Annotated in this window: 17 protein-coding genes; 12 read left to right on the top strand and 5 right to left on the bottom strand. The window is 64.6% G+C overall.

Features of this window, described 5'->3' with window-relative positions; all coding sequences use genetic code 11:
• Positions 1-106: 106 nt before the first annotated feature.
• Positions 107-1,960: a sigma-54-dependent Fis family transcriptional regulator gene (locus AC5O5I_RS02760; RefSeq protein WP_494512034.1), complete on the bottom strand. Its 1,854-nt coding sequence runs from the start codon at positions 1,958-1,960 to the stop codon at positions 107-109.
• Between the two features lie 283 nt (positions 1,961-2,243).
• On the opposite strand from AC5O5I_RS02760, the gene AC5O5I_RS02755 reads away from it, so the two are divergent.
• The 6 genes from AC5O5I_RS02755 to AC5O5I_RS02730 all read left to right on the top strand — a co-directional run bounded on the left by AC5O5I_RS02755 (position 2,244) and on the right by AC5O5I_RS02730 (position 8,937).
• On the top strand, positions 2,244-3,299 hold the full coding sequence (locus AC5O5I_RS02755) for an ATP-NAD kinase family protein (protein ID WP_172220502.1): 1,056 nt from the start codon (positions 2,244-2,246) through the stop codon (positions 3,297-3,299).
• 22 nt (positions 3,300-3,321) lie between these two features.
• On the top strand, positions 3,322-4,299 hold the full coding sequence (locus tag AC5O5I_RS02750) for a thiamine pyrophosphate-dependent dehydrogenase E1 component subunit alpha (protein WP_172220505.1): 978 nt from the start codon (positions 3,322-3,324) through the stop codon (positions 4,297-4,299).
• A 33-nt stretch (positions 4,300-4,332) separates the two neighbouring features.
• Positions 4,333-5,355 carry an alpha-ketoacid dehydrogenase subunit beta gene (locus tag AC5O5I_RS02745; RefSeq protein ID WP_494512033.1) on the top strand — a complete coding sequence of 341 codons (1,023 nt, stop codon included), beginning with the start codon at positions 4,333-4,335 and terminating at the stop codon, positions 5,353-5,355.
• Positions 5,352-6,458: an acetoin dehydrogenase dihydrolipoyllysine-residue acetyltransferase subunit gene (locus AC5O5I_RS02740; protein ID WP_494512032.1), complete on the top strand. Its 1,107-nt coding sequence runs from the start codon at positions 5,352-5,354 to the stop codon at positions 6,456-6,458. Before AC5O5I_RS02745 ends, AC5O5I_RS02740 begins: the two co-directional genes overlap by 4 nt.
• A gap of 73 nt (positions 6,459-6,531) precedes the next feature.
• The gene (locus tag AC5O5I_RS02735; RefSeq protein WP_494512031.1) at positions 6,532-8,265 is read left to right on the top strand and encodes a C13 family peptidase; all 1,734 of its coding nucleotides are present in this window, start codon (positions 6,532-6,534) and stop codon (positions 8,263-8,265) included.
• A 27-nt stretch (positions 8,266-8,292) separates the two neighbouring features.
• Complete coding sequence (locus tag AC5O5I_RS02730; protein WP_172220517.1) at positions 8,293-8,937, top strand: oxidoreductase; 645 nt, start codon at positions 8,293-8,295, stop codon at positions 8,935-8,937.
• A gap of 3 nt (positions 8,938-8,940) precedes the next feature.
• Here AC5O5I_RS02730 and AC5O5I_RS02725 read toward each other — a convergent pair whose 3' ends face one another.
• From AC5O5I_RS02725 to AC5O5I_RS02710, 4 genes are all read right to left on the bottom strand, one after another.
• Positions 8,941-9,228, bottom strand: a complete 288-nt coding sequence (locus AC5O5I_RS02725; RefSeq protein ID WP_172220520.1) for a YceK/YidQ family lipoprotein — start codon at positions 9,226-9,228, stop codon at positions 8,941-8,943.
• Positions 9,225-9,854: a flavin prenyltransferase UbiX gene (gene ubiX, locus AC5O5I_RS02720; protein WP_172220523.1), complete on the bottom strand. Its 630-nt coding sequence runs from the start codon at positions 9,852-9,854 to the stop codon at positions 9,225-9,227. The genes AC5O5I_RS02725 and ubiX overlap by 4 nt, the downstream gene beginning before the upstream one ends.
• The gene (gene mpl / locus AC5O5I_RS02715) at positions 9,851-11,200 is read right to left on the bottom strand and encodes a UDP-N-acetylmuramate:L-alanyl-gamma-D-glutamyl-meso-diaminopimelate ligase (RefSeq protein WP_172220526.1); all 1,350 of its coding nucleotides are present in this window, start codon (positions 11,198-11,200) and stop codon (positions 9,851-9,853) included. Before mpl ends, ubiX begins: the two co-directional genes overlap by 4 nt.
• Before the next feature lie 66 nt (positions 11,201-11,266).
• Complete coding sequence (locus AC5O5I_RS02710; RefSeq protein ID WP_494512030.1) at positions 11,267-13,240, bottom strand: sigma-54-dependent Fis family transcriptional regulator; 1,974 nt, start codon at positions 13,238-13,240, stop codon at positions 11,267-11,269.
• Between the two features lie 255 nt (positions 13,241-13,495).
• On the opposite strand from AC5O5I_RS02710, the gene exaC reads away from it, so the two are divergent.
• From exaC to AC5O5I_RS02680, 6 genes are all read left to right on the top strand, one after another.
• On the top strand, positions 13,496-15,016 hold the full coding sequence (gene exaC / locus AC5O5I_RS02705; protein WP_172220532.1) for an acetaldehyde dehydrogenase ExaC: 1,521 nt from the start codon (positions 13,496-13,498) through the stop codon (positions 15,014-15,016).
• 225 nt (positions 15,017-15,241) lie between these two features.
• The gene (gene eat / locus AC5O5I_RS02700) at positions 15,242-16,690 is read left to right on the top strand and encodes an ethanolamine permease (RefSeq protein WP_172220535.1); all 1,449 of its coding nucleotides are present in this window, start codon (positions 15,242-15,244) and stop codon (positions 16,688-16,690) included.
• A gap of 46 nt (positions 16,691-16,736) precedes the next feature.
• The gene (locus tag AC5O5I_RS02695; RefSeq protein ID WP_494512029.1) at positions 16,737-18,131 is read left to right on the top strand and encodes an ethanolamine ammonia-lyase subunit EutB; all 1,395 of its coding nucleotides are present in this window, start codon (positions 16,737-16,739) and stop codon (positions 18,129-18,131) included.
• Positions 18,132-18,139: 8 nt separating this feature from the next.
• Positions 18,140-18,955 carry an ethanolamine ammonia-lyase subunit EutC gene (gene eutC, locus AC5O5I_RS02690; protein WP_494512028.1) on the top strand — a complete coding sequence of 272 codons (816 nt, stop codon included), beginning with the start codon at positions 18,140-18,142 and terminating at the stop codon, positions 18,953-18,955.
• A 108-nt stretch (positions 18,956-19,063) separates the two neighbouring features.
• A complete protein-coding gene (locus tag AC5O5I_RS02685) occupies positions 19,064-19,522 on the top strand; it encodes a GNAT family N-acetyltransferase (protein WP_172220544.1) in 459 nt (152 codons plus the stop codon).
• A 276-nt stretch (positions 19,523-19,798) separates the two neighbouring features.
• A complete protein-coding gene (locus tag AC5O5I_RS02680) occupies positions 19,799-20,446 on the top strand; it encodes a DedA family protein (protein ID WP_019472362.1) in 648 nt (215 codons plus the stop codon).
• The last annotated feature ends 11 nt before the right edge of the window (positions 20,447-20,457 follow it).

The following is a 20,457-nucleotide window of genomic DNA, read 5'->3' as shown; positions in this document are numbered from 1 at the left end:
CGCCGGCAAGCCAGGCTCCCACAGGTCCTGCATACGGCCCGAAGCCTGTGCGGTCGAGGTGGGAGCTGGCTTGCCGGCGATGGGCTGCAAAGCAGCCCCAATGACCCTAAACCTTCATCCGCGGCATCTCGATGCGGTGCTCGTGCACCCGTCGATACAGCGTCGCCCGTGATATCCCCAACGCCCGCGCGGCATCGGCCGGCTTCCAGCGATGGCGGATCAGCGCATCCAGCAGCAACTGACGTGCCGGGCAGGACACTCCGCTTTCAGCCGCCGCTACCGCCTCGCCGCGCACCTCGGTCGGTAAATCCTGCAACCGCACCAGCCCGCCTTCGCTCACCGCACAGGCATAGCGCAACACCTGGCGCAACTGGCGCAAGTTCCCTGGCCAGCGGTAGACCAGCAGCGCTTGCAGCGCATCGTCCGCCAACACCACTTCGACCGCGCAGGCCTCGGCTTCCTCGGCCAGCATCTGCTGAATCAAGCCCAGGCGATCATCGCGCTCACGCAGCGGCGGCAGCTCGAAACGGGCATTGGCCAGGCGGAAGTACAAGTCCTCGCGGAAGTGCCCGCCTGCCACCCTCGCCGCGAGGTCGCGGTGGGTGGCGCAGATCACCTGAATATCCACCCGCTCGCGCTGAGCTGCGCCCAAAGGCGCCACTTCGCCCTCGGCCAGCACCCGCAGCAGGCGGGTTTGCAGGTTCAGCGGCATATCCCCGATTTCATCGAGGAACAGCGTGCCGCCGTCGGCCTGCTGCAACAGGCCCTGCATGCCTTTGCTGGAGGCGCCGGTAAAGGCCCCGGCCACGTAGCCGAACAGCTCGCTCTCGATCAGGCTTTCAGGGATTGCCGCACAGTTCAGCGTAACGAAGGGCCCCGCGCGGCGCTTGCTCTGCTGGTGCAACTGGCGGGCGAATACTTCCTTGCCGGCCCCCGTCTCGCCTTGTACCAGCACCGCCAGGTTGCAGTCCTTGACCCTCGTCGCCAGCCGCAGGTGGTGCTCGATACGGGCGTCCTGGGCCTGGCGTAACGGCTGCGCGCGCTGGCGTAGCTGCGGTGCACTGACCCGGCCATACAGCCCGCCCAGACCTGGCAGACGCTGGGCAGACGCTGCATTGACGCGGCGCAGCTGGTCCATGTCGAACAGCTCACCGATGTGCTCTGGCAGGCGCCCCAGGCGCTCCACCAGGCGTTGCCGCGCCAGGCTGTTGATCGCCTGCAGGCGGCCATCGGCGTCCCACGCCAGCAGGTAGTCAGGCTGGCTTTCCACATAGCCCGGCGTGCCATGGGCGCGCATCACCCAATGGCCTTGGGCACTGTGCATGAAAAACGCGTTTTCGATTTCGCGGGCAGTCTGCTCCACCAGCTGGCGGATCAGGTGCTGACTGCGACGGTCGTCCGGGGACTGCAAGGCCGAGACATCCACCACGCCCAGCAACTCGCCCTGCGGGTCGAACACCGGTGCTGCGGTACAGGTCAGGCCGATGAAGGCCGCGCGAAAATGATCGCGCTTGTGCACCGTGACAGGCGCCCTGCTGGTCAGCACCGCCGCCACCCCGCAGGTGCCCTCCTCGCCTTCCGACCAGCAAGTGCCCAGGTACAGCCCGGCCTTGCGGCAGTCGTTGCGGATGGATGACTCCACCCGGTAGTCGATGGTACGCCCCAGGCCGTCGGTCAGCAGCACGCAGTAGTCGGCGCCGCGCACCTGCTGGTGCAGGCGCGCCACGGCATCACTGGCGATACGCAGGAACAGTTCCGCACGTTCACGGCATTCGTTGAGCAGGCTTTGCGAGAGGATGCGCGGCCCTTGCTGAGAGCCAGGGTCGAGGTGGTGCAGGTCCATGGAGCGGCGCCATGAATCGAGGATCAGCGCAGGCACCGGCGCCTGCGGCAGGCGATCGGCGTTCTTCAGCACCCTGCTGACGCAGTCGACATGGGCTCGGGAGTTCGCGGCAAGCATTCAGGCCCTCCGGTTCTCGTTGCTGTTCTTGTCGTTGTGCGGCCATTAAGCGCTTCCGAACATGCCCCGACAAGCACTGCGTGATTACCGGCTCGCTTGAGACGCAGCGTCTCGGCGTCTCGGCAATTACCACCCTGCGCAGGCACCCGGCGTCTCGCCGGCGCTGCCGTCAATGTGCGGCCGAGCGCATTCAGACCGCTCTGCCTCAGGTATTTCAGCGCAGCCGGAGAAAGCTGGCACCGGGCTTGCTCCTGCCTTGGCAAACAACAATACGAGGTGCGCCATGCCGCTACCCGCCCCGACTGTCGGGATCATTGCCAACCCGGCCTCAGGCCGCGACCTGCGCCGCCTGACCGCCAATGCCGGGCTCTATTCGAGCACCGACAAGGCCTCGGCTATCCAGCGCCTGCTTGCTGCCTTCGGCGCCACCGGCATCGGCCAGGTGCTGCTGCCCAGCGACATGACCGGCATCGCTGCCGCCGTGCTCAAGGCCAGCAACGGCCCGGTCGCCCATGACCAGCACTGGCCTGCCATTGAAATACTCGACCTGCCACTGACCCAGACCGTGGCCGATACCCACCAGGCCACCCGACGCATGGTCGAACGCGGCGTGGCGATGATCGCCGTGCTCGGTGGCGACGGCACCCACAAGGCAGTCGCCGCCGAGGCCGGTGACATACCCCTGCTGACCCTGTCCACCGGTACCAACAACGCTTTCCCCGAGTTGCGCGAAGCCACCAGCGCGGGCTTGGCCGGCGGCTTGCTCGCAAGCGGCCAGGTGCCCGCCAGCATCGGCCTGCGCCGCAACAAACGCCTGCTGGTGAAGGTACCCGAGCAACAACTTGCGCAGTGGGCCCTGGTGGAAGTGGCGGTGTCACCCCAGCGCTTCATCGGTGCACGCGCGCTCAGCCGCAGCGAAGACCTGAGCGAAGTGTTCGCCTGTTTTGCCGAGCCTCACGCCATCGGCCTGTCGGCCCTGTGCGGCCTGTGGTGCCCGGTCTCGCGCCAGGACCCGCACGGCGCCTGGGTACGCCTGAACCCGGGTGCCGACCAGGCGCTGCTCGCGCCACTGGCGCCCGGCCTGCTGCAAGGCTGCGGCATCACCGCCAGCGGCACGCTGACAGCGGGCGTCGCCCACCGCCTGAGCCTGGCCAGCGGCACGCTGGCCCTGGACGGCGAACGCGAAATCGAATTTGCCGAGCACGACACCCCCACCATCACCCTCGACCACCAAGGCCCGCTGAGCGTGGATGTCGAGGCCGTGCTGGCGCATGCCGCCCGCCACCACCTGCTGGCCGTGCCTCGCGGCCATCGGCTGCACCCTGCAAACCCGCGTTGAGACAACCCTGGAGAACAACAAGATGTCCAATCAACTGAGTACCGAACAACTGCTGCATGCCTATGAAGTGATGCGCACCATCCGCGCCTTTGAAGAACGCCTGCACATAGAGTTCGCCACCGGCGAAATCCCTGGCTTCGTCCACCTGTATGCCGGCGAAGAGGCTTCCGCCGCCGGGGTCATGGCCCACCTGCGCGATAGCGATTGCATCGCCTCGACCCACCGTGGCCACGGCCACTGCATCGCCAAGGGCGTCGATGTGTACGGCATGATGGCCGAAATCTACGGCAAGAAGACCGGCGTGTGCGGGGGCAAGGGCGGCTCGATGCACATTGCCGACCTGGAAAAGGGCATGCTCGGTGCCAACGGCATCGTCGGTGCGGGTGCGCCACTGGTGGCCGGTGCTGCCCTGGCCGCCAAGCTCAAGGGCCGCGACGACGTGTCGGTGGCGTTCTTCGGCGACGGTGCCTCCAACGAAGGCGCGGTGTTCGAAGCCATGAACATGGCGTCGATCATGAACCTGCCGTGCATCTTCGTCGCCGAGAACAATGGCTACGCCGAAGCCACTGCCTCGAACTGGTCGGTGGCTTGCGACCACATCGCCGACCGCGCCGCCGGTTTCGGCATGCCCGGTGTCACCATCGACGGCTTCGACTTCTTTGCCGTGCATGAAGCCGCCGGGGCAGCCATCGAGCGTGCGCGTGCCGGGCAAGGGCCGTCGCTGATCGAGGTCAAGCTCAGCCGCTACTACGGGCACTTCGAAGGTGACGCGCAAACCTACCGCGCGCCCGACGAAGTGAAGAACCTGCGCGAAACCCGCGACTGCCTGATGCAGTTCCGCAACAAGACCACCCGTGCCGGCCTGCTCACCGCCGAGCAACTGGACGCCATCGACGCCCGCATCGAAGACCTGATCGAAGACGCCGTGCGCCGTGCCAAGTCCGATCCCAAGCCGCAGCCCGCCGATTTGCTCACCGACGTCTACGTCGCCTACCCCTGAGCCCCGGACTACAAGAACAACAGGAGAACCACCATGCCAAGAAAGATTAGCTACCAGCAGGCCATCAACGAAGCCCTGGCCCAGGAAATGCGCCGCGACAACAGCGTGTTCATCATTGGCGAAGACGTGGCCGGCGGGGCCGGTGCGCCCGGTGAAGAAGACGCCTGGGGTGGCGTGCTGGGGGTGACCAAAGGCTTGTATCACCAGTTTCCGGGGCGTGTGCTCGACGCACCGCTGTCGGAAATCGGCTACGTCGGTGCTGCGGTCGGTGCTGCAACCCAAGGCCTGCGCCCGGTGTGCGAACTGATGTTCGTCGATTTTGCCGCCTGCTGCCTGGACCAGATCCTCAACCAGGCTGCCAAGTTCCGCTACATGTTCGGCGGCAAGGCGGTCACCCCGCTGGTGATGCGCACCATGTATGGCGCCGGCTTGCGCGCGGCAGCCCAGCACTCGCAGATGCTGACCTCGCTGTGGACGCACATCCCCGGCCTGAAAGTGGTCTGCCCGTCCTCCCCCTACGATGCCAAGGGCTTGCTGATCCAGGCCATCCGCGACAACGACCCGGTGATCTTCTGCGAGCACAAGCTGCTGTACAGCATGCAGGGCGAGGTGCCGGAAGAGGTGTACACGGTGCCGTTCGGCGAAGCCAACTTCCTGCGTGATGGCGATGACGTGACCCTGGTCACCTACGGCCGCATGGTGCATGTGGCGCTGGAGGCCGCCAACAATCTGGCCCGCCAGGGCATCGACTGCGAAGTGCTGGACCTGCGCACCACCAGCCCGCTGGACGAAGACAGCATTCTGGAAAGCGTGGAGAAGACCGGCCGCCTGGTGGTGATCGACGAGGCCAACCCGCGCTGCTCGATGGCCACCGACATCAGCGCACTGGTGGCGCAGAAAGCCTTCGCTGCGCTCAAGGGCCCGGTCGAGATGGTCACCGCGCCGCACACCCCGGTGCCGTTCTCCGATGCGCTGGAAGACCTGTACATCCCTGACGCGGCGAAAATCGAGGCCGCCGTGCGCAAGGTGATCGAAGCTGCAAGGAGTGCCGCATGAGCCAGATCCATACCCTGACCATGCCCAAGTGGGGCTTGTCGATGACCGAGGGCCGGGTAGACACCTGGCTGAAGCAGGAAGGTGACCCGATCAACAAGGGCGACGAGGTGCTGGACGTCGAGACCGACAAGATCAGCAGCAGCGTCGAAGCACCGTTCAGCGGTGTGCTGCGCCGCCAGGTGGCCAGGCCGGATGAAACCCTGCCGGTCGGCGCACTGCTGGCAGTGGTGGTGGAGGGCGAGGCCGAGGAAGCCGAAATCGATGCGCTGGTACAGCGCTTCCAGGCCGAATTCGTCGCCGAAGGTGGCGCCGACCAGGCCCAGGGGCCTGCTCCGCAGAAAGCCGAAGTGGGCGATCGGCTGCTGCGCTGGTTCGAGCTGGGTGAAGGCGGCACGCCGCTGGTGCTGGTGCATGGTTTTGGTGGCGACCTCAACAACTGGCTTTTCAACCACCCGGCACTGGCTGTCGAGCGCCGGGTAATCGCCCTCGACCTGCCGGGCCACGGCGAGTCGGCCAAGGCCCTGCAGCGTGGTGACCTGGATGAACTGAGCGAAACCGTGCTGGCCTTGCTCGATCACCTGGACATCGCCAAGGCCCACCTGGCCGGCCATTCCATGGGTGGCGCGGTCTGCCTGAACCTGGCGCGCCTGGCGCCGCAGCGGGTGGCCAGCCTGAGCCTGGTGGCCAGCGCCGGGCTGGGCGAGGCGATCAACGCGCAGTACCTGCAAGGTTTCGTCGCCGCTGCCAACCGCAATGCCTTGAAGCCGCAGATGATGCAGCTGTTTGCCGACCCGGCGCTGGTCACCCGGCAAATGCTCGAGGACATGCTCAAGTTCAAGCGCCTGGAGGGTGTGGATCAGGCCCTGCAGCAGCTGGCCTCGGCGCTCGCCGACGGCGACCGGCAGCGCCATGACCTGCGCGGTGTGTTGGGGCAACACCCGGCGCTGGTGGTGTGGGGCGGCAAGGACGCGATCATCCCGGCCAGCCATGCCGAGGGGCTGGAGGCTGAAGTGCTGGTGCTGGCGGAGGCCGGGCATATGGTGCAGATGGAGGCGGCTGATGAGGTGAATCGGCGGATGATGGACTTTTTGCGAGGGCGTTGAGGGCGCATGCCTCTCGCTGTCTCAGGATCCAATTCTGCGTCATACTCGGCAGACCTATTGCCCGGTCCTCGCCATGCGTCCACTGCTCCCCATCACCTTGGTCCTGCTGCTCGCCGCCTGTGGCGATGGCGAATCGCTGCTCCCGCCGGACGCACGCCTGCCTGACGGCGGGCGCTACCGGGGCCAGGTGGTCGATGGCCTGTTGCAGGGCGAGGGCCGCATCGACTACCCCAACGGCAGCTGGTACGCCGGCAGCTTCAAGGACGGCCAATGGCATGGCCCGGGTGAATGGCACGGCCAGAACGGCGAGGTGTACCGGGGCCAGTTCAGCGAAGGGCTGTTCCAGGGCCTGGGGGACCTGACAACCCCCGGCAGCCACTATGCCGGCACCTTCAACCACGGTCGCCGCGATGGCGAAGGCACCCTCAAGCAAGCCGACCAGACCTACCGTGGCCAGTTCAAGGACGACCTGTACGAAGGCGCAGGCGAACTGGAGCTGGCCGACGGCAGCCGCTACCAGGGCCTTTTCGCCAAGGGCAAGCCCAACGGCGCCGGCGTGCGCAGCGATGCCAGCGGCAACCAGTTCAGCGGCCGCTTCGTCAATGGCCAGTTGCAAGGCAGCGGCACCTACGACAGTGTCGACGGCGAGCAGTACATCGGTGAGTTCAAGGACAACCGCCTGGAGGGCCGTGGCCGCTACGAAAACGCCGATGGCGATGTGTGGATCGGCGAATTCAAAGACGGCTCGCTGTCCGGCGAAGGCGAACTGCTAGGCAGTGACGGCAGCCACTACAAGGGTAATTTCGTCGACTGGCGGCTGTCCGGTCAGGGCAGCCTGCAGCTGGCCGACGGCAGCAAGTACATTGGCGGCTTCCTCGACGATGCCTACCACGGCAAGGGCCAGCTGACCTTGGCCAGCGGCAGGGTCGAAAGCGGCATGTGGGCCAATGGCGTGCGCGTGCGCGACCACAAAGGCAAGCTGCTGTCCGACCCGCTGGACCTGGCCCTGCTCAACCAGGGTCGGCTGCTGGAAGAGGCGCTGGCCCGGGTACCGCGCTCGGCCCCGCCGATCCAGCTGTACAGCCTGGTAGTGGCCGGCGATGGCCAGCAAAGCGTGTTCCTGCGCGAAGCCGACTACGTCAGCAACATGCTCAAGGTGCGTTTTGGCGCCCGTGGCCAGGTGACCCTGGTCAACCACCGCGACCACATGGCCACCCGCCCCATGGCCACCCGCGAGAACCTCACCCGCGCCGCCAGCACCTTGGCCGAACGCAGCGGCCCCGAAGACCTGGTGTTCATCTACCTCACCAGCCATGGCAGCCACGACCACCAGCTGGTGCTCGACCAGCCGCGCCTGCAACTGGCCGACCTGACCGCTGACGAACTGGCCAGCGCCCTCGCGCCGCTGAAGGACCGAGACAAGGTAATCGTCATATCCGCCTGCTATTCCGGGGGCTATATCGCCCCGCTCAAGGATGAACGCACGCTGATCATGACCGCCGCCAGGGCTGACCGGGTGTCTTTCGGGTGTTCGGAAGAAGCCGATTTCACCTACTTTGGCGATGCCCTGTTCGCCGAAGCACTGAACCAGACCGACGACCTGAAACAAGCGTTTGAACTGGCACGCGCCAGCGTTGCCGAAAGGGAACACAGAGAAGGCTTCGAAGCCTCTGAACCGCAGCTGTGGGCCCCCCCGACGGTGCTTGAGCACTGGCAGCACTTGCGCCGCCAGCAAGCCGAGGAGGCACTGCGCAATGCCACGCAGGCCAACATGGGGGAACAGGCAAAAACGCCCGGCAGCCACTAAGCTTGAGTGTAACAAGGGAGAGACATCATGTACTTGACGCCTCAGCATGTCCTGCTTGCCGGAGCCACCGGCCTGACCGGTGAACACCTGCTCGACCGCCTGCTCAACGAGCCGACCATTACCCGGGTGCTCGCGCCTACCCGTCGGCCCCTGGCCGAGCACCCGCACCTGGAAAACCCGGTGGGCGACCCGGCCGTGTTCCTGCCGCAGCTGGCCGGGCGGGTCGATATCGCCTACTGCTGCCTGGGGACCACGCTGAAGCAGGCCGGCTCCGAGTCAGCCTTCCGCGCGGTGGACCTGGACATGGTGGTGGCGTTCAGCAAGCGTGCCCGGGAAATGGGCGCGCGGCATCTGTTGGTGGTCAGTGCGCTGGGCGCGGACCCCAAGTCGTCGATTTTCTACAACCGGGTGAAGGGCGAAATGGAAGAGGCGCTGAAGGCTCAGAACTGGCCACAGCTGACCATCGTGCGGCCGTCGTTGCTGCTGGGCGAGCGGATTCAGCCACGGCTCGGTGAACAGCTGGCTTCACCGTTTTCCAGGCTGATACCCGGAAAGTACCGGGGGATCGAGGCCTGCACGCTGGCCCGGGCGCTGTGGCGCCTGGCGCTGGAGGAAGAAGACGGGATACGGGTTGTGGAGTCGGATGAGTTGCGCAGGTTGGGCAAGATATAGCCGTTACAGGCCGCCGGTGGCCTGGAAGCCTACCCCGGCCGCCGTCAGCAACGACAACGGCAGCAACAGGGTGTCGAGCAACATGCTGCCAGGCAGGTCCAGCGCTGGGTAACCCGGCGCGTCAGCCCCGTAGCGATCTCGCGGGCAGCAGCCACCATTGATCACATACAAGTCCAACCGGGTACCGGCATACACTACCGGTGCCCCGGGTTTGTTGGCGTCCAGCGTGCGCACCGTGGCACAGCCACTCAACAGTCCCAGGGTCAGCAAACCAGCCAGCGCTCGCTTCAATCATCCACCCCGTAATGATGCTCGCCCCAACGCGGCAACATGTCCTGGGGAATGTTCAGCAGGTTGAGCACACGCGCCACGACAAAGTCGACCAGATCGTCGATGGTCTGTGGCTGATGATAGAAGCCCGGCGCCGCCGGCAGGATCACTGCGCCCATCTGCGACAGCTTCAGCATGTTCTCCAGGTGGATGGTGGAAAACGGCGCTTCGCGAGGCACCAGGATCAGCTGACGGCGCTCCTTGAGGGTAACGTCGGCCGCGCGCTCGATCAGATTGTTGCAGGCACCGGTGGCAATCGCCGACAGGGTGCCTGTGGAACAGGGCACCACCACCATCGCCGCCGGGGCACCGGAACCCGAGGCTACCGGCGACATCCAGTCTTCCTTGCCGTACACGCGGATCTGCCCGTCGGCGGCGCCGGTGTATTCGGTGAGGAACGCCTGCATGGCCTGGGGCTTGGCCGGCAGCAGCACGTCGGTCTCGGTGGCCATTACCAGTTGCGCAGCCTTGGAGATCAGGAAGTGCACCTCACGGTCTTCGCGCACCAGGCAATCAAGCAGTCGCAGGCCATATTGGGCGCCCGAGGCGCCCGTCATGGCCAGGGTGATGCGTTCCGGCCCGCTCACTTCAGCGCCTCGGCCAGCTTGCCGTGCAGGCCGCCAAAGCCGCCGTTGCTCATGATCACCACGTGGGTGCCTGGGCGGGCCTGGCCCTTGATCCGTTCGATGATCGCCTCGAGGCTGTCAGCCACCACGCTCGGCACCTTGCATTGTGCGGCGGTGGCCGCCAGGTCCCAGCCGAGGTTCGCCGGCGCGTACCAGATCACCTGGTCAGCGTCGTTGACGCTTTCCGGCAGGCCGTCGCGGTGGGCACCCAGCTTCATCGAGTTGGAACGTGGCTCGATCACCGCGATCACCGGGGCCTCGCCAACGCGCTTGCGCAGGCCGTCGAGGGTGGTGGCGATGGCGGTGGGGTGGTGGGCGAAATCATCGTAGATGGTCACGCCCTGCACTTCGGCAACCGTTTCCATGCGCCGCTTGACGCTCTTGAAAGCACTCAGGCCGTCGATGCCCATGGCCGGCACCACGCCCACGTGACGGGCCGCTGCCAGGGTGGCGAGGGCGTTGGCAACGTTGTGCTGGCCGGTCAGTGGCCAGTCGACAATGCCCTGCGCTTCACCTTCGAAAAGCACTTCGAAACGTGAGCCGTCAGCGCTGAGCAGGCGCGCCTGCCACTGGCCACCTTCACCGGTGGTCTGCACCGGGGTCCAGCAGCCCATGCCGATGACCCGCTCCAGCGCCTGTTCGGTGGTCGGGTGAATGACCAGGCCTTCACTGGGGATGGTGCGCACCAGGTGGTGGAACTGTCGCTCGATCGACGCCAGGTCCGGGAAGATGTCGGCATGATCGAACTCAAGGTTGTTGAGGATCGCCGTGCGTGGGTGGTAGTGCACGAACTTCGAACGTTTGTCGAAGAACGCGCTGTCGTACTCGTCGGCTTCAACCACGAAGAACGGTGTGTCGCCCAGGCGCGCCGACACCGAGAAGTTTTGCGGCACACCGCCGATCAGGAAGCCCGGGCTCATGCCCGCGTGCTCTAGCACCCAGGCCAGCATGCTGCTGGTGGTGGTCTTGCCGTGGGTCCCGGCAACCGCCAGTACCCAGCGCCCTTGCAGCACGTGATCAGCCAGCCACTGCGGGCCGGAGACGTAGGGCAGGCCCTTGTTCAGCACGTACTCTACCGCCGGGTTGCCACGCGACATGGCGTTGCCGATGACCACCAGGTCTGGCGCCGGGTCCAGCTGGACGGGGTCATAGCCTTGGGTCAGCTCGATGCCCTGGGCCTCGAGCTGGGTGCTCATCGGCGGGTAGACATTGGCGTCCGAACCGGTGACACGGTGGCCAAGTTCCTTGGCCAGCACGGCCAGCGAACCCATGAAAGTGCCGCAAATACCGAGAATGTGAATATGCATGGTCGACCTCGCAAAACATCGAGGCAGGGTAGCCCAGGGCGCGACAAATCGCACCCGCTGTTTCGCTCAGTCGGGCCTGGTGATCCCATGTTTGCGCAGTTTGCGATACAAGGTATTGCGGCTGATGCCCAGGTGTTCGGCGACGCGGGTCAGGTGCCAGTGTTTTGCTTCCAGGGTCGCCATCAGCGCATGGCATTCGGCATCTTTCAATGCAGCTGGCCCTGTCGCCGGCAACGCAGCGCCCACAGGGACAGCAGATGGCCTGAAGTCGGCGCGGTCGGGGTGGGAGCTGGCTTGCCGGCGATCAAGGGCAGCGCCCTGGCGAACCATGGCGGGGAGGTCCGAAAACACGATCCGGGCATCTTCGCAAAGCGCCACCAGGGTGCGCAGCACATTGCGCATCTGCCGCACGTTACCGGGCCAGGTGAAGTCGAGCAGCGCCTGGCGCGCCCTGGGCTCTATATCGATCAGCTGCCCGTGCGCCTCCTGGCGCAGCAGAAAGTCCAGCAACTGCGCCTTGTCGCTGCGTTCGCGCACCGCCGGCAACGCTACCTCCAGGCCATTCAGGCGGTAATACAGGTCCTCGCGGAAACCGCCCTGCTCGACTCGCTCCAACAAGTCGCGGTGCGTGGCACTGACGATCCGCACATCCACCGCCTGTGGCTCGCCACCGATAGGCACCACCTGCCGATCTTCCAGCACCCGCAACAGACGGGTCTGCAGGGCCAGCGGCATGTCGCCGATCTCGTCCAGCAACAAGGTGCCGCCGTCTGCCTGCAACAACTTGCCGCGCATGCCTTCCTTGCGAGCACCGGTAAAGCTACCGCCGCGATAGCCAAACAGCTCGCTCTCGATCAGGCTCTCCGGGATCGAGGCACAGTTGATGGCGACAAACGGCTTGCCACGCCGCTCGCTGGCCTGGTGCACGGCCTGGGCGAAGGCCTCTTTGCCGCAGCCGGTCTCGCCGCGCAGCAGCAGCGGCACATCACGCTCGAACACCCGCACGCTGCGGCGAAAGTCGTTTTGCAGGGCCGCGTCCAGCAGGCACACAAGCGGCTCCACTTCGCGCGCCGGGCGTGGCTGGCCGATAGGCACCGACCACACCGGCGCACGGGCCTGGCCACGCAGGCTGGCGAAGACCTGACGACCGTCCAAAGTACGCAGCGGCCAGACGGTGCTGCCACCGGGTGTGGCGCGGCTGAACAGATCATCGTGGCTGCAGGCGAAGAAGCGTTCCAGGGGTTTGCCCAGCACGCCACCGCGCACGCTGCCCAGCAGGTTCAGCGCGCTCTGGTTGGCGGCGCGGATACGCCCATCGCCGTCAAACGCCAACAGCCCTTCGCTGAACAGGCCGACCGATTCAGCCTGCAAGTGAAAACGCAGCAGCCACTGTTGCTCGAAATGGCGCAGGAAATAGCAGCTTTCGATCATCTTCGCCGACAAGTTCACCAAGGCCATGGTGTGGAACTGGCTTTGCCGGGAAACGTCGGGCCGCGCCGAGGACACGTCGAGCACCGCCAGCAGTTCGCCATGTGGGTCGAACACCGGGCTGGCGGAACAGGTAAGGCCTGTGTGACGGCCGCGGAAGTGTTCGTTCTGGTGGATGGTCAGCGCCTGGCGCTCGACCAGGCAAGTGCCGATGCCGTTGGTGCCCTCGCGTGCCTCGCTCCAGTCGGCGCCCAGCCACAGCCCGGCATGCTCGAAACTGCGCCGCTCGTTAGGGGCGCTGACGCAATTCAGGATCACACCACGGGCATCGGTCAGCAACACCGCATGACCGGCCCCGGAAAGCTGCTGGTGCAGGCTGTTCATTTCATGATCGGCAATTTGCAACACCTGGCGCAGACGCTCGCGGCTTTCCAGCAGGCGCCCGTGTTCGAGCACCACCGGCGCCTGGGCCACCGACGGGTCGAGGTGGTAGTCCTCAAGACAGCGCAACCAGGAGCGGGCGATGGACGGATCGCTTGCGCCCTCCCCGGCCCCGCCGTGGGCCACGCTATGCACCTGCCGGGCATGGTGACTGAAATGATTGCTCTGCATTTGTTGTAGTTCTCCGCAGATAGAGAGTCCAGTCAGCATCCTCTACCCGGAAAAGGTTTGCAATGCACCCTACGGTGACGTGTCGCAAATGGCACAAAGTGTCACTGCGGGCGTACCGATGCTGGCACAGAGCTGCGCGGCAAACTGCTGGATGCTGAGCCAACCCATTGATTTGCCTGGTGCTGCCAACGCTGGCCCGACCTTTGCTCTACGCTTTCCAACTCCCTAACAAACACAATAGCCAGGAGACACACCATGCGTTATGCACATCCCGGTACCGAAGGCGCGAAGGTTTCCTTCAAGAACCGCTACGGCAACTACATCGGTGGTGAGTTCGTTCCTCCGGTAAAGGGTGAGTACTTCACCAACACCTCTCCGGTGGACGGTCAGCCGATCGCCGAATTCCCGCGCTCTACTGCAGAAGACATCGACAAAGCCCTGGATGCCGCCCACGCTGCGGCTGACGCCTGGGGCCGGACCTCGGTGCAGGACCGCTCCAACGTCCTGCTGAGAATCGCCGACCGTATCGAACAGAACCTGGAACTGCTGGCCATCACCGAAACCTGGGACAACGGCAAGCCGATCCGCGAAACCCTCAATGCCGATATCCCGCTGGCGGTCGACCACTTCCGCTACTTTGCCGGCTGCATCCGCGCCCAGGAAGGCGGCGCAGCAGAGATCAACGAAGGCACCGTGGCCTATCACATCCACGAGCCGCTGGGCGTGGTCGGGCAGATCATCCCGTGGAACTTCCCGATCCTGATGGCCGCCTGGAAGCTGGCCCCGGCCCTGGCCGCCGGCAACTGCGTGGTGCTGAAACCGGCCGAGCAGACCCCGCTGGGCATCACCGTGCTGATGGAAGTGATCGGCGACCTGCTGCCAAAAGGCGTGCTCAACGTGGTGCAAGGCTATGGCCGCGAAGCGGGTGAAGCACTGGCCACCAGCAAGCGCATCGCCAAGATCGCCTTCACCGGCTCCACCCCGGTGGGCTCGCACATCATGAAATGCGCCGCCGAAAACATCATCCCTTCCACTGTCGAACTGGGCGGCAAGTCGCCGAACGTGTACTTCGAAGACATCATGCAGGCCGAGCCGAGCTTCATCGACAAGGCTGCCGAAGGCATGGTGCTGGCGTTCTTCAACCAGGGCGAGGTGTGTACCTGCCCGTCGCGCGCACTGGTCCAGGAGTCGATCTACCCGCAGTTCATGGAAGTGGTGATGAAGAAGGTGCTGCAAATCAAGCGCGGCGACCCGCTGGACACCGACACCATGGTCGGCGCCCAGGCCTCGCAGCAGCAGTTCGAGAAGATTCTGTCGTACCTGGACATTGCCCAGAAGGAAGGCGCCGAGCTGCTGACCGGCGGCAAGGTGGAAAAACTGGAGGGTGCGTTGGCTACCGGGTACTACATCCAGCCGACCCTGCTCAAGGGCAACAACAGCATGCGCGTGTTCCAGGAGGAAATCTTCGGGCCGGTGGTGAGCGTGACCACCTTCAAGGACGAAGCCGAGGCGCTGGCGATTGCCAACGACACAGAGTTCGGCCTGGGTGCCGGCGTGTGGACGCGCGACATCAACCGTGCCTACCGTATGGGCCGGGGTATCAAGGCCGGCCGGGTGTGGACCAACTGCTACCACCTGTACCCCGCGCATGCGGCGTTTGGCGGGTACAAGAAGTCGGGGGTCGGGCGTGAGACGCACAAGATGATGCTTGATCATTATCAGCAGACCAAGAACCTGCTGGTGAGCTACGACATCAATCCGTTGGGCTTCTTCTAGACCGCGTCGCCGTCTTCGCGGGTAAACCTGCTCCCACAGGGACCGCACGGTTTTCAAGACCTGTGCAATTCATGTGGGAGCGGGCAAGCCCGCGAAAGGGGCAGACCTGCAAACACAAAACCCAGGGCGGCAACCTGCACCAGCCGCTCTGGCTCGCTTCCTGCAGTACCCATCACCATCGGCCCGGACCTCCCCCGGCCACCAAGAAAAAAAACAGGTGAATCTATGCCAAGCGATCAATCCGCCGGCTCGTCGGCAGGCTCTTCCGTAGACTTCGAAAAGGTCGGCTCAGACTACTTCCAGCAACGTGAACTGAAAAAAGGCGCCGCCGGCTGGGTGCTGCTGGTCGGCCTGGGCGTGGCCTACGTGATCTCCGGCGACTACGCCGGCTGGAACTTCGGCCTGGCCCAGGGCGGCTGGGGCGGCATGTTCCTCGCCACACTGCTGATGGCCACCATGTACCTGTGCATGTGCTTCTCGCTGGCCGAGCTTTCGTCGATGATCCCCACCGCTGGCGGCGGCTACGGCTTTGCCCGCAGCGCCTTCGGCCCCTGGGGCGGGTTCCTTACCGGCACGGCAATCCTGATCGAATATGCCATCGCCCCCGCCGCCATCGCCACCTTCATCGGGGCCTACTGCCAGTCACTGTTCGGCATCGGCGGCTGGATGATCTACCTGGCGTTCTACATCGTGTTCATCGGCATCCATATCTTCGGTGTGGGTGAAGCGCTGAAGCTGATGTTCATCATCACTGCCGTGGCCGCTATCGCCCTGGCGGTGTTCCTGGTGGCGATGGTGCCCCATTTTGATGCAGCCAACCTGTTCGACATCGCCCAGACGGACGCCGTGGGCGCCAGCAGCTTCCTGCCGTTTGGCTATGTCGGCGTGTGGGCGGCGATCCCCTATGCGATCTGGTTCTTCCTGGCTGTCGAAGGCGTGCCCCTGGCTGCCGAGGAAACCAAGAACCCGAAACGCGACCTGCCACGCGGCCTGATCGGCGCGATGCTGGTGCTGGTCGCCTTTGCCTTGCTGATTCTGGTGGTCGGCCCTGGCGGCGCGGGTTCCGAAGCGCTGAAAGCCTCTGGCAACCCGCTGGTCGAAGCATTGGCCAAAGCCTACGGCGGCTCTACCTGGATGGGCAGCTTCGTCAACCTGGTCGGCCTGGCCGGGCTTATCGCCAGCTTCTTCTCGATCATCTATGCCTATTCCCGGCAGATCTTCGCCTTGTCCCGTGCCGGCTACCTGCCGCGCAAACTGTCGGAAACCAACAAGAGCAAGGCGCCGGTACTGGCTTTGGTCATCCCCGGCATCATCGGCTTCGCGCTGTCGCTGACCGGCCAGGGCGATTTGCTGATTCTGGTCGCGGTATTCGGTGCCACACTGTCTTATGTGCTGATGATGGCCGCGCACATCACCCTGCGTATCCGCCGGCCGAAGATGGAGCGCCCGTACCGCACCCCTGGCGGCATCTTTACCTCGGGCGTGGCGCTGCTACTGGCCTGCGTCGCCGTGGTGGCCGGTTTCCTGGTCGACCCACGGGTAGTGATTGGCGCGGCAGTGATCTATGGGGTATTGATTGCCTACTTTGCTTTCTACAGCCGCCACCACCTGGTAGCCGGTACACCGGAAGAGGAATTCGCCGCGATCCAGCAGGCCGAAGAGACCCTGCACTGATTGCCGCCACCCGCCGCGGGCCAGCCCGCGGCTCTGGAGATTCTGTATGGCAAGTTTCGTACACACGGTAGGCAACATGGTCTACCGCTTCGACAGCCTCAAGGAAGTATTGGCCAAGGCCAGCCCCGCACGCTCGGGTGACTTCCTGGCGGGGGTTGCTGCCAGCAACGACGGCGAACGGGTCGCCGCGCAGATGGCCCTGGCCAATATCCCGCTGACGCATTTCCTGAATGAGGCGCTGATCCCTTACGAACAGGACGAAGTTACCCGCCTTATCATCGACACCCACGACGCCCAGGCCTTCGGCCCGGTAAGCCACCTGACCGTGGGCGGCCTGCGCGACTGGTTGCTGGGCGAAGAGGCCAACGAAGACAGCCTGCGCGCCCTGGCGCCCGGGCTGACGCCGGAAATGGCTGCCGCCGTGTCGAAGATCATGCGCGTGCAGGACCTGGTGCTGGTGGCGCAGAAAATCCGCGTGGTCACCCGGTTCCGCGGCACCATGGGCCTGCGCGGGCGCCTGTCGACCCGGCTGCAGCCGAATCACCCGACCGATGAGCCAGCCGGTATCGCCGCCAGCATTCTCGACGGCCTGCTGTACGGCAACGGCGACGCCATGATCGGCATCAACCCGGCCACCGACAGCATCGCCTCGATCTGTGCCCTGCTGGAAATGCTCGATGCAATCATCCAGCGCTACGACATTCCCACCCAGGCCTGCGTGCTGACCCACGTCACCACCTCGATCGAAGCCATCAACCGTGGCGTGCCGCTGGACCTGGTGTTCCAGTCCATTGCCGGCACCGAGGCAGCCAACGCCGGGTTTGGCATCAATCTGAACGTATTGCAGGAGGGCTACGAGGCTGGGCTGTCGCTGAAGCGCGGCACCGTCGGGCAGAACCTGATGTATTTCGAAACAGGCCAGGGCAGCGCCTTGTCGGCCAACGCCCACCATGGCGTCGACCAGCAAACCTGTGAAACCCGCGCCTATGCCGTAGCCCGCCATTTCAAGCCGTTTCTGGTCAACACCGTGGTCGGCTTCATCGGCCCGGAATACCTGTACAACGGCAAGCAGATCATTCGCGCCGGCCTCGAAGACCACTTCTGCGGCAAGCTGCTGGGCGTACCGATGGGCTGCGACATCTGCTACACCAACCACGCCGAAGCCGACCAGGACGACATGGACACCCTGCTGACCCTGCTGGGTGTGGCCGGGATCAACTTCATCATGGGCATACCCGGCTCTGACGACATCATGCTCAATTACCAGACCACCTCGTTCCATGACGCGCTTTACGCGCGCCAGACCCTGGGCCTGAAGCCCGGGCCGGAGTTCGAGGCATGGTTGGCTCATACCGGCATCTTCACCCAGGCCGACGGCCGGGTGCGCTTTGGTGACAACCTGCCGCCGGCTTTCCGCCAGGCCTTGGCCCAGCTTGCATAGGGATGACCATGAACCGCACGCCTACCCCTGACAACCCCTGGCTGGCCTTGCGCACCCTGACCCCGGCGCGCATCGCCCTGGGCCGTGCCGGCACCAGCCTGCCGACCGGGGCGCAGCTGGATTTCCAGTTCGCCCATGCCCAGGCCCGCGACGCCGTGCACCTGGCCTTCGACCATGCTGGCCTGGCCACTCAGTTGAAAGAAAAGGGCCGCGACAGCCTGGTGCTGCACAGCGCCGCGAGCGACCGCCACCAGTACCTGCAGCGCCCGGACCTGGGCAGGCGCCTGAATGACGATTCGATCAGCACGCTGCGCCAGCACGCCCAGGCCAACCCCGGTGGCGTCGACCTGGCCATCGTGGTCGCCGATGGCCTGTCGGCCTTGGCCGTTCATCGCCACACCCTGCCGTTCCTGACCCGTTTCGAGGAGCAAGCCGCCGCCGATGGCTGGACCTGTGCGCCGGTGGTGCTGGTAGAACAGGGCCGGGTAGCAGTCGCCGATCTGGTGGGCGAATTGCTGGGCGCACGGATGACCGTGATGCTGATCGGCGAGCGCCCGGGGCTCAGCTCGCCCGATAGCCTTGGCCTGTACTTTACCTACGCGCCCAAGGTAGGCCTGACCGATGCCTACCGTAACTGCATCTCCAACGTGCGCCTGGAGGGCCTGAGCTATGGCATGGCGGCGCACCGCCTGCTGTACCTGATGCGCGAAGCCTGTCGGCGCCAGCTTTCCGGGGTGAATCTGAAGGACGAAGCCGAGGTCCATAGCCTGGAGAGTGACAACGCTGGCAACCAGAAAGGCAACTTCCTGCTCGGCAAAGGGTAAAAAACATGTAACGGAAGGCGGATTGCACTTGTGACGCGCATTGGGCAGCATGCCCTTGAAAGCTGCTGGCATTCCGCTGTTTCCCCAAATGGACTCTGAGGGCCGCACATGCGCATCATCAAGGCAACCCTGGAACACCTCGACCTGCTCACGCCGTTGTTCGTCAAATACCGTGAGTTCTATGGGCAGCTGCCCTACCCCGACAGTTCGCGCAGCTTCCTGGAAAAGCGCCTGAAACGGGATGAATCGGTGATCTATCTGGCGCTGCCGGAAGACGACGACAGCAAGCTGCTGGGCTTCTGCCAGCTTTACCCGAGCTACTCATCGCTGTCGCTGAAGCGGGTATGGATTCTCAACGATATCTACGTGGCCGAGGATTCGCGGCGCATGCTGGTGGCCGACCACCTGATGCGCGAGGCGAAGAAGATGGCCAAGGACACCAACGCGGTACGCCTGCGGGTCTCAACCAGTGCCGGTAACGAGGCAGCCCGCAAGACCTATGAATCCATTGGCTTTCGCAAGGACACCGAGTTCGAGAACTACATCCTGCCGATCAGTCAGGATTGACCTCTCAAAACAGGGCAGCGCATTTGTAGGAGCAGCCTTGCGCTGCGAAAGGGCCGGTACGGCAAATGATTGCATGTGGCCTTACTGGCCTCTTCGCAGCGCAAGGCTGCTCCTACAGCTGCTCTGTGTTGACCCACAAACTCCCTACCGTAACCCCCCGCTACAAACTCCCCGGGCATGTTCTTCACTTCGCCGTATAATGCCCCACCTGTCATGTGTGAAAATTTACCCATCGCCAGGTAACCGAGCCTACGCCCAAGAACACAGGTGCTGTACATGGATTTCAACCCGCTGGACCTTATCCTGCATCTCGATGCCTACCTCGATCTGCTGGTCACCAATTACGGTCCATGGATCTACGCCATCCTGTTCACCGTGATCTTCTGTGAAACCGGGCTGGTGGTCATGCCGTTCCTGCCGGGCGATTCGTTGTTGTTCATCGCCGGCGCCGTAGCTGCGGGCGGCGGCATGGACCCGGTACTGCTGGCTGGCCTGCTGATGGCAGCGGCAATCCTGGGCGACAGCACCAATTACGTGATCGGCCGAACGGCCGGCGAGCGGTTGTTCAATAACCCCAACTCGAAAATCTTCCGCCGCGACTACCTGCAGCGCACCCACGAGTTCTATGAACGCCATGGTGGTAAAACCGTGACCCTGGCGCGCTTCCTGCCCATCCTGCGCACCTTCGCCCCGTTTGTTGCCGGTATTGCCCACATGCATTACCCCCGCTTCCTCGGCTTCAGCGTCGCCGGTTCGCTGCTGTGGGTCGGCGGCCTGGTCACCCTGGGTTACTTCTTCGGCAACGTGCCGTTCATCAAGCAGCACCTGTCGCTGATGGTGGTGGGCATCATCGTCCTGTCGCTGGTGCCAATGATCCTCGGCCTGCTGCGTGGCCGCCTGGGCCGTGCGGCCAAGGCTCACTGAACGCTCGAAGC

The sequence above is a fragment of the Pseudomonas sp. 9_2_1 genome, assembly GCF_059295275.1.
The sequence above is the reverse complement of the archived record's forward strand: the minus strand, read 5'-3'. Positions and strand labels throughout refer to the sequence as shown.